Genomic DNA, 15,515 nt, shown 5'->3' on the forward strand with positions numbered 1-15,515 from the left:
TCTCTGTTTTGAGCAAAATCAATATTTTGAATTCCGGCTTTATAATCCGCTGGGGTGAAATTTTGAATGGGGTATTTTCCCAAAAAGGCTTGGGCCGGTTGACTTGTCAAAAAAAGAAAAATCAAGCAAAAAATGTACTTTGTGATGTGTTTTAAATAATGCATGAGTAAGTTTGTGAAAAACAAATATACTTAATTATCAATTGTTTAGGTTTAATTATAAATATTTTTGTAGTAGTTATTTATTTAATTGATGAAATAATTGATGAGGTGATTTTTTAAATCTTTAATTTAAATTAAACCTAATTTTACGTAAATCAATGAAGTTTTTTAAAAAATCAAAACTATGGGAAATCCATAATTTATGGAATATTAATTGGTTTCCTTAGTCGATAGAAAAAGACAGAAAATATTAATTTAAACCAAATTCAATGATAAAAATGAAAAACATCATTCAAACACTGATTCTTTTCTTTTTTTCCACTTCTTTATTTGCCCAGCCTGATCAAGTATCTGTTGTTAATAACAATGAAGGGCTAAAACTGACAGTCAATGGAAATGATTTTATGATCAATGGGATGAATTGGGATTATTTCCCGATTGGCACCAATTTCTCTTATAGTTTATGGAATCAACCAGATGATATTATCAGGTCAGCGCTTGATACCGAAATGTCTTTGCTAAAAAACATGGGCGTAAATTCCGTTCGAATGTATACCGGAGTGCCTGCAAAGTGGATTAAGTATATCTACGAAAAATTTGGCATCCATACCATGCTCAATCATGCCTTTGGTCGTTATGGACTAACATTGGGAGGTACCTATGTGGTGAATACGGAATATTCCGACCCCCGTGTCCGCGAATTGCTCCTTGCAGAGGTAACGGAAATGGTACAAGAATACCGGGGTACTCCGGGCTTACTCATGTACTTGCTTGGAAATGAAAATAACTACGGTCTTTTCTGGGAGGGGGCTGAAACAGAAGACATTCCAATGGAGGATAGAAAATCCACCATGCGTGCCTATCCTTTGTATAAGTTGTTTAATGAAGCGGCAGTGGCGATGAAAGCGCTTGATACCTCGCATCCTGTTGCGATGTGTAATGGTGATTTACTTTTCCTGGATATTATTGCCGAAGAATGTAAAGATGTAGATATTTTTGGTACCAATGTGTACCGTGGCGTTTCCTTTGGAGATGCCTTCCAAAGAGTCAAAGATGAACTGAATAAACCAATCATGTATACAGAGTTTGGTGCCGATGCGTTTAATACCATTGAAAATGCAGAAGACCAGCAGTCGCAGGCTTATTATATGGTAAATAACTGGAAGGAGATCTATGAGAATGCTGCCGGTTTGGGAAAAGTAGGAAATTCTATTGGGGGGTTCACCTTCCAGTTTAGCGATGGCTGGTGGAAATTTGGCCAAACCAAAAATCTGGAAGTGCATGACAACAATGCTTCATGGGGTAACGGGGGATATCAAAGTGACTTTATTGAAGGAGAAAATAACATGAACGAGGAATGGTTTGGTATATGTGCAAAGGGACCAACAAGTGTTCGTGGGTTATATCAACTTTATCCTCGGGCGGCTTATTATGCTTTAAAGGAAGCTCACCAAATAGATCCATACGCAAATGGCGTTAAGCTTGAAACCATTGATAATCATTTTTCAAATATCCATTTGATGGAGGCTGTGCTCAAAGCCAGAGGAGATAAGGCTGCACTGGAAAGTGAACAAACCAAAAAAGTTCGTGTCAGCGGTTTGAGGGTTGATTTGTCTACCTTTAATACAGGTGGAGATCTGATTTCAACGCCCAAAGAGGCAGATCCTGATCAACTTAAATACCCCAATAGACTCGGTTTTGATCATATGCAGTCCTTTTACGTGGGAGTCGAAGCAAAACCTACCGAAAGTGTTCGGGCGAATGTCGTATTTAACGTTCTTGGAAATGTTGCTGAAAATCCGATTGATGAAATCTTTTACGAAAACCGCGGTCGTTCCCGTTTCGTCGATACTCAAAACGGAAGTCTGCAATTGCCATCAGTAGATCGCCTGAACATCTACAGAGCCGATTTTACCTGGAACAGCAAGATGTTCGACCTGACCGGATTTTACCGTACCGGCCATTATCATTGGGGTTATGAGGGTGATTTTTTTGGATTATATCCGGAAGCGAATTATGGTCCTAATATTGATATTTACAATGGCAATGCACCCTTTGGCTTTGAAATTGAAGGTAAAAAATCGCTGCATGGACTGAAGGTGGCTTTTGGCCCTGAATTGTGGTGGGGAGCCAACCCGGCAGTTTTGGTCAAGTACAGCCGAAAAGTAGCTTCTTTTGATCTTACGGGAATCTACCACGAAGACATTGCTGAGCAGGCACCGGCGGTAAGTTCTTTTGCCGTTCCAATGCCCCTTACACGACGGGTCACCCTTCATGCCCAAAGAAAATTCGGGCCTATTGGATTTGAAATCGGAGGTATTTGGGGTGGTCAGCCGCTGGTGAACAGATCATTCCAGATTGTAGATGAAGAAAAAGAAGAGGTTTACCAGGATAATATTACCTTAAAGGATACCTGGGGTGGAAAAATGAAACTCACCTACATGGGCGGTCCGGTCAAGTGGTATGCCCAGGGTGCAGCGATGGGATTGGTGGCCAACGGAGGCGCTGATTATACCAAAACGTTCACAGGCTGGAGACTTAAAGATAGCGGAAGTGGCAATCAATTTAATGTTTTAACCGGTTTGAGTTACATCATTGGTGATTTTGAAATAGCTCCTAATTTCTTGTGGCAAAAGCCCGTTGTGGGTCCAATCTCCGGAGATGTAAGTGCTCCCGGAAGACCAAGAAACATTCTCGATGATCCATTTGCGGTCAGAAGCAACAGGGAAACGATTGCCGGAGAAATCCTGTTTACCTATGACCCTACGCCGGGAACATGGATGTATGAATGGGATAATGATACAGCGGAAGATGCTGGTTTTGCTATCAGTGCCGGATTCGTTTACCGCCACCTGCCTACCATACAAGATGCCGCTATTGGTATTTTTGCAGACGGCCGGTCGCTTTTTGCTTTTCCCGGATCTGCTCCCGCAGAAGACCTTTGGGAAGCCTATGCACGTATTGTATCCAAGGTAAGTCCTGATTTTGGGTTTATTGCCAACCTCTATGGAGGTAATGCACAAGCCAATGGCAGCGACTCCAGATTAATTCAAAGAGTTGGAGGTGATCTGCGAATGGTCTATAAAAAAGTTAAATTGACTTCCATGGTTAAAGTAGATGACTGGGGACCATTCGATTATCATCGTGATTTCAACCTTACTTACCCGCTACAATTAATGGCAGACTTGTCCACTTCAGTGGGAAAACCAGGGTGGTTAAACCTTCCAAGTACCCGAATGGGGATTCGCTATACCTGGCGATCCCTGGATCAATACTCTCCGCGCTACTGCCCGGCGTACACCTTTGATGCAGCCGGTAATTACGTTTGTGACCCTACGGCTGTAGGATTCGGTAACGGCAATGAATGGGAGTTCAGAACTTATTTTCAAATTAACATTGGTATGTAATCCATAAAAAAGTTTAAAAAGATGACAACTAAAAAATATAATTATTCAAAATTGACCTTAATAACAGCTTTATTACTTTTTTTAGGGGTTAGCTGTATAAGAGACTTTGAAGATTTAGAGCCCGCCACTTACCCGGCTAATGGAGAAGTTTTTATTGATAATTTTAGCTCCGGATTGAATTATGCTGTTTTTGGCGGAGCAAGTTTGACGGCCTTTGATGTAGATACTGACGTTAAATACGATGGGTCAGCATCGATGAGGTTCGCCGTTCCTGATGCGGGATCCCCCGATGGAAGTTATGTCGGAGGGGTGTTCCTCACTTCGGTAGGCCGCGACCTTTCTGGATTCGACGCCCTCACTTTTTGGGCCAAAGCTACCCAACCGGCCACTATTGACGAGATTGGTTTTGGAAACGATTTCGGGGAGTCGAAATTCCTTGTTTTATTAAAAGGGGTGAAACTCAATACGAACTGGAAAAAATACATTATTCCGATTCCGGATGCTTCCAAACTTACCCGGGAAAGTGGTATGCTCCAAATTGTTGCAACACCAGATAACGGGAATGGATATACATTTTGGATGGATGAAGTCCAATTTGAAAAGCTTGGCACTCTTGCCCATCCACAGCCGGCCATCCTGGAAAAACAAGATCAGGTTGTTTCGGCAGCAACAGGCGATCAACTTACGATAGGAGGTTTGTTTGAAACGTTTAACCTGCCTAATGGTGTTGATCAAAGAATCGAAGTAGCGCCTTCCTATTTTACCTTTAATTCCTCTGATCCAGGTATTGCTTCGGTAAGTGAATTAGGAATCGTGTCGGTTATTGATAGCGGTGCTGTGGTGATAACGGCAAAATTAGGGGATATTGACGCCGCTGGTTCTTTGACCATTGCTACTTCAGGACAAGCGACGGGGCCTTTGACTCCCGCTCCTGTACCAACCGTTAGCCCTGATAGTGTGATCTCATTGTTTAGCAATGCCTATACCAATGTGCCCGTTGACTTATGGAATACTTACTGGGAATTTTCAACGGCTGAAACTTTTGATATTCAAATTGCAGGCGATGATGTAAAACGTTACAAAAATCTCAATTTTGTCGGCATTGAGTTTACTTCTCAAACGATAAATGCCACCAATATGACCCACTTCCATATGGATATCTGGACCCCTGATCCGACGGATTTTCCGGCAGCCTTTAAAGTTTTGCTGGTAGATTTTGGCGCAAACGGAACTTATGATGGGGGGGATGATTCTTCGCATGAACTTACGTTCACCAGTCCAACATTAGCCACAGGAACCTGGGTGAGTTTGGATATGCCTCTGTCTAGTTTTGTTGGCCTGACGAATAGAGCACATTTGGCTCAGTTGGTCCTTTCCGGAGACTTGCCCAATGTTTATGTCGATAATGTTTATTTTTACAATGCAGGGGATGTGGAAACTACTGGGCCAGCTACACCCGCCCCGACGCCAACGAATGCTCCTGGTGACGTCATCTCCATATTCAGCAATGCTTATTCCAATGTTCCGGGGACGAATTTTTATCCGGATTGGGGACAAACGACCAGCGTTTCGGAAGTGCCTATATTTGGGAATAACACCCTGCTTTACGCAGGATTTAATTACCAGGGCATTGAACTGGGTAGCAACCTGGATGTTTCCGGAATGAGCCACCTGCATATTGACTACTGGACGGCAAACTCCACGGGATTGAACGTGTATTTGATCAGCCCGGGGCCTGTAGAAGCGCCCTACGTATTAGGCGTTCCTACCTCAGGGTGGGCAAGTGTCAACATTCCTTTATCAAACTTTTCACCCGTTGATCTGGCTGATTTGATCCAGCTTAAATTTGATGGTAGCGGCGATATTTATCTGGACAATATCTATTTCTATAATGAAACGAGCGGGGGAAACATGCCAACTACTGCGGCGCCGACACCCACTGACCCTGCATCAGGTGTTATCTCTATTTTTAGCGATGCTTATTCAAGTGTAGATGGAACAAATTTCAACCCTGGTTGGGGACAGACTACGGTAGGATCAGTAGTGCCGGTTGCCGGCAACAATACACTGCTCTTTTCCGGCTTGAATTATCAGGGAATAGAACTGGGCAGTAGTCAGAATGTTTCCGCAATGACCCACCTGCATATTGATTTCTGGACAGCAAACTCCACCGCTTTAGACGTGTTTTTGATCAGTCCCGGCCCTATTGAAACGTCGTATGCACTAACCGTTCCTACCTCAGGCTGGGCAAGTGTGGACATTCCATTATCTAATTTTTCACCCGTTGACCTTACAGACGTTTTTCAGTTTAAATTCGTAGGTAATGGTGATATATATCTGGACAATATTTATTTCCATAACTAAATGGGATTTTTTTAATAACAGGGTTTAAAACTAATTAATAAAGAAACCGAATTAACAATATTAATCATGAAATGGAATCATTCAATTTTGACAAAAAGTATTCTGCTGTTCACTGCACTGTTCATTGGTTGGAGTTGCACAGATGATAATAAGATTGTAGACCGCAACTGGCAACTAGTATGGCAGGATGAGTTTGAGGGCCCTGCGGGTCAATCCCCTGATGCTTCGAAATGGAACTATGATATCGGAACAGATTGGGGTAACGCACAACTGGAATTTGATACGGATCGTCCGGAAAATGTCTCCCTTGACGGGGCAGGGAACCTGGCTATTATTGCGAGAAAGGAATCTTATTCGGGTTCCGCTTTCACCTCTGCGAGAATTACCACTCAGGGATTATTTGATCAGGCTTACGGCCGCTTTGAAGCGAGGATAAAAATGCCATGGGGCCCCGGTATCTGGCCGGCCTTTTGGTTGTTGGGGGCCAATGTTGACCAGGTTGGATGGCCTCAATGCGGTGAAATTGACATTATGGAATATCGCGGACAGCAGCCGCACTTAATTCATGGGACTATCCATGGACCTGGTTATTCCGGAGGTTCACCTATTTCAAAAACCTTTGGATTTGAAAATGACCGGTTTGATAATGATTTTCATGTTTTTGCGGTAGAATGGGTAGAAGGTACTATCAATTTTTTCGTCGATGATACCCTATATTCACAAATTAAATCAGACGATGTGCCCGGAGAATGGGTCTATGATCATCCTTTTTATATCATTTTGAATGTGGCAGTGGGCGGTAATTTTGTTGGCTTTCCAACTGATCAGACAACATTCCCTCAATCAATGCTTGTGGATTGGGTTAGAGTATATAAGGAAATTAAATAATGATTATCTTAGAGCGTTTAAAAAGGTCGGCTTAATTATTCGACCTTTTTTTACTCATTAACATGACTATAAGGTGTTGAAAAAAGAAATTATGACAGGGATAAACCGTGTTCAAATAGGGGGGGGAGATTATTACAGGATTTCAAACAGTGATGCGCTCCGCCCATTTTTTATGAGCATTGTAAGTGATTCCAACCACTGGATGTTTATTTCCAGTAATGGTGGATTGAGTGCCGGGCGAAAAAATGCCGAGTATGCTCTTTTCCCTTATTACACAGATGATAAGATAACCGAATCTGCGGAAATTACCGGGAGCAAATCTATTTTTTTGGTAAACAAAGAGGATAAATCCCATATTTGGGAACCCTTCTCTTATAGGTTTGAAGGACTGTATCAGGTCAGCAGAAATTTGTATAAGAATGTTTATGGAAATAAAATTCTTTTTGAAGAAGAAAACCATGACCTGGGATTGACTTTTAGATACCAGTGGAATTCGAGTAATATTTTTGGGTTTATTAAAAAGTCAACCCTTATTAATAATACAGGGAATGAAGTCAGGACATCTGTTTTAGATGGCATCCAGAATATTTTACCTTATGGGGTAGGCAGCGATTTACAAAACCAATCCAGTAACCTTGTAGATGCTTATAAACGGAGTGAACTTCAAAAAACGACAGGATTAGGCATTTTTTCACTGAGTGCTATTATCGTTGACAAAGCAGAACCCAGTGAAGCATTAAAAGCAAATATTGTGTGGTCTCTGGGCCTGGAAAATCCCAAATATCTCCTTTCGTCCCTGCAGCTCAAGCACTTTAGAAAAGGCATTCCGATTCAGCAGGAAGAAGATGTAAAGGCAGAAAAAGGGGCTTATTTTATTAATGCAGAGGTAATACTATCGGCAAAGGCTGAGAAAGCATGGATGATTATGGCTGATGTGAATCAAAATCATTCGGCCATAGCCAGAATTTCGGAAGCCATAAAAAGCGAAAAGCAATTAGATTCGATTGTGCAGCAGGATATAGATTTTGGCACCCAAAATTTAATAAGATTAAATGCGGCGGCGGATGGAATTCAACTTACCTCAGATAATTTGAGGGATACGCGACATTTCTCGAACACCCTGTTTAATATAATGCGAGGTGGAATTTTTGATCATAATTACCACATAGAAAAATGGGATTTCAGTGCCTATCTGTCAACAGCCAATAAGGACGTTTTTGAAACATCTAAAGATTTAGTAAATGCTCTTCCTGATGTGTTTTCGCTTTCCAGGTTAAAGGAAATGGCGCAGCAGAGTCATGATAAGGATTTCTGGAGGTTGTGTACAGAATATATGCCGTTAAAGTTTAGTAGAAGACATGGCGACCCCAGCAGGCCCTGGAATAAATTTTCTATCAATACCCGCAGTGAAATTGACGGGTCGAAAATTCTTGATTACGAAGGAAATTGGAGAGATATCTTTCAAAATTGGGAAGCACTGGCACATTCATATCCGGAATTCATAGAGAGTATGATTCATAAGTTTTTGAATGCGACTACTTTCGATGGATACAATCCTTACAGGGTTACAAAAGATGGATTTGACTGGGAAACCATTGAACCCGATAACCCTTGGTCATATATTGGTTATTGGGGAGACCACCAGATCATTTATTTATTGAAATTTTTAGAGTTCATTGAGCATCATTCCCCACAAAAACTGGAAAGTTATTTTAACGAAGACCGCTTTGTTTATGCTAACGTTCCGTATAAAATAAAAAGCTACGCAGACATTCTTAAAAACCCTAAGGATACCATTGAATTTGACCATGAATTAGATCAGCAGGTGCGTAAGCGACGGGCAAGTATTGGAGCGGATGGTGCTTTACTGCAAGATGTAAACAAGTCCATCTACCAGGTCAACTTCATTGAAAAAATATTGGCAACCTTGTTGGCTAAGTTATCTAATTTCATACCAGAGGGCGGAATATGGATGAACACCCAACGGCCGGAATGGAATGATGCCAATAACGCTTTGGTGGGAAATGGCGTTTCCATGGTGACGCTCTACTATTTAAGGCGATTCCTGAAGTTTTTTGAAGAGCTACTCGCCGCTTCGGAAATGGAAGGGGTAAAAGTCTCCAGTGAAATGGTTGACTTTTACAAAAATGTGCGTGATACCTTTAGTAAATTCAAGCACCTTCTGTCAAATAAAATCAATGATAAAGACCGCAAACTGGTTTTGGATGGATTAGGACAGGCTGGTAGTGATTTCAGGCAACATGTGTATAAACATTCATTGGGGGGCGAAAAAACCACTATTTCATTCAGGGATTTAAGGGATTTTATCCACCTGAGTCTTCAATACGTGGATCATTCCATCAAAGTGAATATAAGGCCTGATAATTTATACCATGCCTATAACCTGATGACGGTAAAAAATGAGGCTGAAATATCCTTGGCTCATTTAAGTGAAATGCTGGAAGGACAGGTGGCAGTATTGAGTTCGGGGTACTTATCGGACGCAGGAGCGCTGGAGGTTTTAGATGGTTTAAAGAACAGCTCCCTTTTCCGAGCCGATCAATACAGCTACTTACTCTATCCTAATAAGAATTTACCACTATTTACAGAAAAAAATAACGTACCTAAAGAAGCGGTCGCTCAATCAGCATTGCTCACTCAAATGCTAAGCGACGGTCAGGTTCAGATCATTGAAAAAGACATCAATGGGCTAATTCATTTCAATGGTAATTTTAAAAATGCCCATGATCTCCAGGCAGCCCTGGAGGGGCTTTCCCAAACCCATTATGCGGCTCTGGCAGAAAAGGATAAAAATTGGGTGCTGCAAACCTTTGAGCAGGTATTCAATCATAAAGCATTTACCGGAAGATCGGGTACGTTCTTTGGTTACGAAGGCTTGGGATCTATTTATTGGCACATGGTTTCCAAGTTGCAGCTGGCGGTACAGGAGTGTTGTTTAAAAGCCATTAAAGCGCAAGCAGGTGAAGAGATTATCGGTAGGTTACTGGAACATTATTATGAGATCAATGAAGGCATTGGCGTTCATAAGTCGCCCTCACTTTATGGTGCTTTCCCTACTGACCCGTATTCCCATACCCCTGCCGGTAAAGGGGCACAACAACCGGGGATGACCGGACAGGTAAAAGAAGATATCATATCCAGATTTGGTGAGCTTGGTGTTTTTGTCAGTGAAGGCCAATTGTATTTCAATCCCTGCTTACTCAGAAAAAATGAGTTTTTGGAGGAAACCAAAATTTTTGAATATGTCGATGTCTTCCTGGAACATAAACAGCTGACACTGGAGAAAGGATCTCTGTGTTTCACTTATTGCCAGGTGCCGGTGGTGTACAAACTGGGAACACAGAACCATTTGGAAATCCTGCATAAAAGCGGAACCTCTGCCATGTTCGAAACATTAAGCCTCGATCAAAATACCAGCAGGCAGGTTTTTGAACGAACTGGAGAGGTTGTTCAGATCATGGTTCACATTAAAGAATCTAAATTGAGGTAACATGAAAACAATAATTTGGAAAGCAATGGTATCTTTGATGGCTTTGATAATTAGCTTTTCGTGTAACAATGAGCAACCGGACAAAGGAATGAACCAATTACAAATAAAAAAAGAAGTGACAGCTAAAGATATCTTAGGAAACCCGAATTATCTGGCAATATCTTATGGTGGATATCGTGAGAAAACCCGTGACATACAACCCACCATCGACCAGTTGAAAGAGGATATGAAGATCCTTGCGGCAATGAATGTCAAAATTCTGCGTACCTATAATGTTAAGTTAAAACATGCCTCTAATGTACTGGAGGCTATTCATCAATTAAAAAAGGAAGACCCGGATTTTGAGATGTACGTCATGCTGGGAGCCTGGATTGATTGTAAAAACGCATGGACAGCCTATCCTGATCACGACAGTGAAGATGCAGAGGGCAATGCAGCGGAGATTCAAAGAGCAGTGGATCTGGCCAATCGTTACCCTGATATTGTCAAGATTATTGCAGTGGGCAATGAAGCTATGGTGAAGTGGGCGGCCAGTTATTTTGTACAACCGGGGGTAATACTGAAATGGGTTAATCACCTGCAGGAGTTAAAGGAAACAGGTAAACTGTCTAAGGATCTTTGGGTGACTTGTTCAGATAATTTTGCCTCCTGGGGCGGGGGCGGTGAAGAATACCATACCGAAGATTTGAAAAAATTGATCAGGGCTGTGGATTATGTATCCCTTCATACCTACCCAATGCATGATACTCATTACAACCCTGATTTTTGGGGTGTTTTGGAAAAGGAAGAAAATTTGGCGGATACAGAAAAGATTGCCGCTGCAATGGCCCGCGCCAGGGATTATGCCATGTCTCAATATCAAAATACAGCCGATTATATTAAGGGGTTAGGGATTGAAAAAGCGATTCATATTGGAGAAACAGGTTGGGCAAGTGCGTCCAATAGCTTCTATGGCCCTGAAGGTTCGAAAGCTACGGATGAATACAAGGAGGGGTTATTTTATTCGCTCATCAGAGACTGGACCAACCAGGAAGGAATATCCTGCTTTTATTTTGAAGCTTTTGATGAAATTTGGAAAGATGCCCCAAATCCAGGGGGATCAGAAAACCATTTTGGCCTTTTCAGTATAGAAGGACAAGCGAAATATGCCTTGTGGGATTTGGTGGATCAGGGTGTTTTTGAAGGGTTGAGTAGGGGAGGGAACCCTATTGTTAAAACTTATGGTGGAGATGAAAAAGCATTGCTGGAGGAAGTTTTGCTCCCTCCGGTAAAGCAAAGCATAGTGGCAGAGCATTAAAATAGAAGTGTATTGACCTTTCATTGTTGGTATTGAAAAATTTATAGGATAATGATAAAAAAAATTAGTTTTTCATTGTTATTGATGCTTATGCTTAGTACTTGTACCTCAATAGAAAAATTGGAAGTGGATGTTTATGAAACTTCCGCAGGTGGCAATAAGCTCCAGAAAATAACCGAATTTTCTCCCGGGGATACTCTGTCTTTTATAAAATTACATCCCGAAGATAAGTTCCAGACCATCACCGGGTTTGGAGGGTCCTTTACAGAGGCATCTGCCTACCTTTTAAACCGTTTAAGTAAAGAAAATCGCGACAAGATTTTGGACGCTTATTTTGGAGAAAACGGGGCCAGATATTCCTTAACGCGCACCCACATGAATTCCTGTGATTTTTCTTTAAGTAATTATTCCTATGCTCCGGTTGAAGGGGATACAACATTGGAGAATTTCTCCATAGAGGAAGATCGCGACGATATTATTCCGATGATCAAGGAGGCTATGGCTATTTCCAAAGACGGATTTAAAATAATATCCTCTCCCTGGACCGCCCCACCATGGATGAAAGATAATAATAATTGGGTAGGGGGTAAATTACTGCCTGAATATAATGATACGTGGGCATTGTTTTTCTCCAAATATTTAGAGGCCTATAAGGCTGAGGGGATAGACATTTGGGGCTTCACCGTTGAGAATGAACCCCTGGGGAATGGCAATAATTGGGAAAGTATGATTTTTAGTCCAGAGGAAATGACTGAATTCGTTAAAAATCATTTAGGTCCGAGGCTCGAATCCGATGGCCATGATGTGAAAATTCTCGGTTACGATCAAAACCGTGGCGAGGAACTCAAGGAGTGGACGCGGGTGATGTATAAAGACGAAGCTTCTGCAAAATATTTTGATGGAATGGCGATTCACTGGTATGCAAGTACTTACGACTGGTTTGCTGAGTCGCTTCAATTTGCCCACAATGCTGCGCCCGATAAATACCTGATTCAATCCGAGGCTTGCGTTGATTCTGAAATACCTCATTGGCAAGACGATAATTGGTACTGGTCAAAAGAAGCTACCGACTGGGGCTGGGACTGGGCTCCTGAACAAGACAAATACCTACACCCTAAATATGCCCCTGTTAATCGTTATGCGCGGGATATCATCGGCTGCCTTAACAATTGGGTCGATGGCTGGATTGACTGGAATATGGTACTAGACAAACAGGGTGGGCCCAATTGGTTTAAGAACTGGTGCGTGGCGCCTGTCATTGTAGATCCGGAAAAAGATGAGGTTTACTTTACCCCCATTTATTACACACTGGCCCATTTTAGTAAATTTATCCGGCCAGGTGCGCAAAGAATAGGATTTGAGAACGGTGACGATAGCCTTATGGTCACTGCGGCCCAAAATCCTGACGGATCTATTGCTGTGGTTATTTTTAATCAAGGATCAACTGCAAAGGATATAAAACTTTCTTTGGGCGAAAGTACAACGGAAATAAAAATAAGCGCTCAGGCTATACAAACAATAATAATACCAACTAAAAACAAATAATCATGTCAAAAACCAACAATCAACTCCCATTCGGACAAAAAGTGGCCTTCGGAGTAGGGATGCTTGCCAATCAAATGTTTCCTGCAGCGCTTGGAATATTTATGGTAGTATTAGTGCAGGACCTGGGATTCCCTGGTTGGATGTGGGGAATTTTGTTCTTTCTACCCAGGGTTTTTGATTCTATTACTGACCCTATCATGGGCTTTATTTCCGACAATACAAAATCGCGTTGGGGACGGAGAAGGCAGTATGTGTTCATAGGAGCTATCGTTATGGGTTTGGCATTTGTCATCATGTGGCAACTGTATAGAGAAAATGGGATCAACTATAATTTTACCTACTTCCTGCTGATGTCATTTGTTTTCTATTTAGGGCTGACTATTTTTAGCGTGCCCTATGTAGCCATGGGTTACGAAATGAGTAATGATTTTCATGAACGGACCAGCATAATGGCCATTGCCCAATGGATTGGTCAATGGGCCTGGGTTATTGCTCCCTGGTTCTGGGTAATTATGTATGATAAAGGCTGGTTTGAATCAGCCGACGTGGCAACCAGAACACTGGCCGTATGGGTGGGTATAGCCTGTATGCTTTTTGCTATGGTTCCGGCTATATTTATTAAAAGTAAATCCACGATTAATGAAAATTACTCTCCACTCACTGTAAAAAATATAGGAGGCGGGCTGAAAGAAATTCTTCTTGGTTTTAAAGAAGCCTTTCAGTCAAGGCCATTTGTAAAACTTTGTGTCTCTACCTTTTTAATTTTCAATGCCTTCAATACCATAGCCGCATTTTCATTTTTTATCATCGTTTATCATTTATTTAATGGCGATGCCGGGGCAGCCGGAGTATGGCCAACCCTTTTTGGTAGCTTGGCTTCTTTGGTCACTACTTTTTTAGTGATTCCCACCGTGGCCTGGATGTCAAAGAAAATGGGAAAGAAAAGGGCCTTTATCTTTTCTCAAAGCATTTCTGTCATAGGATATTTGATGCTTTGGTTTCTCTTTGTTCCGGGAAAACCTTTTATGTTTATATTCGCTTTGCCCTTTTTCTCCTTTGGTATCGGAAGTTTATTTACGTTGATGATGTCTATGACTGCTGATGTCATTGATCTGGATGAATTAAATACTGGAAAACGTAGAGAGGGTATCTTTGGAGCCATTTATTGGTGGATGGTAAAATTTGGTTTTGCTATAGCAGGATTGCTAAGTGGTGCTATTATGTCATTGGTAGGTTTTGTCCCCGGCGTGGCTGAACAGACAGAAACTGCCATTGTAGGTCTGAGGTTATTTTATTCTGGTTTCCCGATTTTAGGTACCCTCATAGCCATATATGTTATGCGCAATTATGACGTTACGGAAGAACGGGCGAATGAAATCCGGGCAGAATTGGACAGGCGTAAGGCTCCTGCTAAAAAATCGACTTCTTACTATCAAACAGATAAGCTGGCCTCCTTAATAACCCATGATTTCAATATAGGGTCAACATCTGATATTGACTTTACCTCTAAAAATACTTACGAAATAAAGAAAATTTTCGCTCAATCGTTAAACAAAGGGATTCACGGCATGTGTTTTAGTCCCTATCTGGCAGACCAGAATATTGGGGATCAATTATCTGAGGAACAAATCCGCAGGCGAATGGATATCATAAGTCCTTATACCCAATGGGTGCGTTCTTTCTCCTGCACAGAAGGAAATGAGTTTATTCCTAAAGTAGCACGTGAAAAAGGGTTGAAAACAATGGTTGGAGCATGGATTGGAGCAGATAAAGCCCAAAATGAAAAAGAAATTGAAGCATTGATTAATTTAGCTAAACAAGGATATGTTGATATTGCTGTAGTAGGTAACGAGGTGCTGATGCGTGAAGAGTTGTCCGAACAAGAAGTACTTAGCTATATAAATATGGTCAAAAAAGCCTTACCGGGTACGCTTATTGGGTATGTGGATGCTTATTATCAATTTCATCAGCGTCCGGGCCTTGTGGAGGCATGCGATGTAGTGCTGGTAAATTGTTATCCATTCTGGGAAGGTTGTAGTATTGATGAGGCGTCCTTGTATTTAAAGCAAATGTATGCTGTTTCAAAAAGTGCTGCTCAGGGTAAACCGGTTATCATTACGGAAACAGGATGGCCTAATCAGGGAGAAAGTACCAATAATGCGGAACCTTCTCAAACCAATGCCATGAAGTATTTTATCAATACCAATGAGTGGGCCCGACAGGAAGATATTCAACTGTTTTATTTCTCCTCTTTTGATGAATCATGGAAAGCACATCATGAAGGAGATGTTGGAGCACGTTGGGGAATTTGGGATAAAAACGAAAAATCCAAATATATTTAG

At 41.6% G+C, this 15,515-nt stretch carries 7 protein-coding genes; all 7 read left to right on the plus strand.

The annotated features are described in order from the left end of the window. Nucleotides 1-439 precede the first annotated feature (439 nt). The 7 genes from H6571_01015 to H6571_01045 all read left to right on the plus strand — a co-directional run bounded on the left by H6571_01015 (nt 440) and on the right by H6571_01045 (nt 15,515). A complete protein-coding gene (locus H6571_01015; GenBank protein MCB9322298.1) occupies nt 440-3,568 on the plus strand; it encodes a glycosidase in 3,129 nt (1,042 codons plus the stop codon). Nucleotides 3,569-3,589: 21 nt separating this feature from the next. Continuing rightward, entirely contained in the window at nt 3,590-5,932 is a 2,343-nt protein-coding gene (locus H6571_01020) for a hypothetical protein (protein ID MCB9322299.1), read from the plus strand. A 66-nt stretch (nt 5,933-5,998) separates the two neighbouring features. Then, nucleotides 5,999-6,820, plus strand: a complete 822-nt coding sequence (locus H6571_01025; protein ID MCB9322300.1) for a glycoside hydrolase family 16 protein — start codon at nt 5,999-6,001, stop codon at nt 6,818-6,820. A gap of 91 nt (nt 6,821-6,911) precedes the next feature. Beyond that, a complete protein-coding gene (locus H6571_01030) occupies nt 6,912-10,331 on the plus strand; it encodes a hypothetical protein (GenBank protein ID MCB9322301.1) in 3,420 nt (1,139 codons plus the stop codon). Between the two features lies 1 nt (nt 10,332). Continuing rightward, a complete protein-coding gene (locus H6571_01035) occupies nt 10,333-11,628 on the plus strand; it encodes a glycosyl hydrolase family 17 (protein ID MCB9322302.1) in 1,296 nt (431 codons plus the stop codon). Nucleotides 11,629-11,679: 51 nt separating this feature from the next. Then, the gene (locus H6571_01040) at nt 11,680-13,173 is read left to right on the plus strand and encodes a glycoside hydrolase family 30 protein (GenBank protein MCB9322303.1); all 1,494 of its coding nucleotides are present in this window, start codon (nt 11,680-11,682) and stop codon (nt 13,171-13,173) included. Nucleotides 13,174-13,175: 2 nt separating this feature from the next. Continuing rightward, nucleotides 13,176-15,515: an MFS transporter gene (locus tag H6571_01045; protein ID MCB9322304.1), complete on the plus strand. Its 2,340-nt coding sequence runs from the start codon at nt 13,176-13,178 to the stop codon at nt 15,513-15,515.

Source organism: Lewinellaceae bacterium, from assembly GCA_020636105.1.
Taxonomy (GTDB): Bacteria; Bacteroidota; Bacteroidia; order Chitinophagales; family Saprospiraceae; genus BCD1.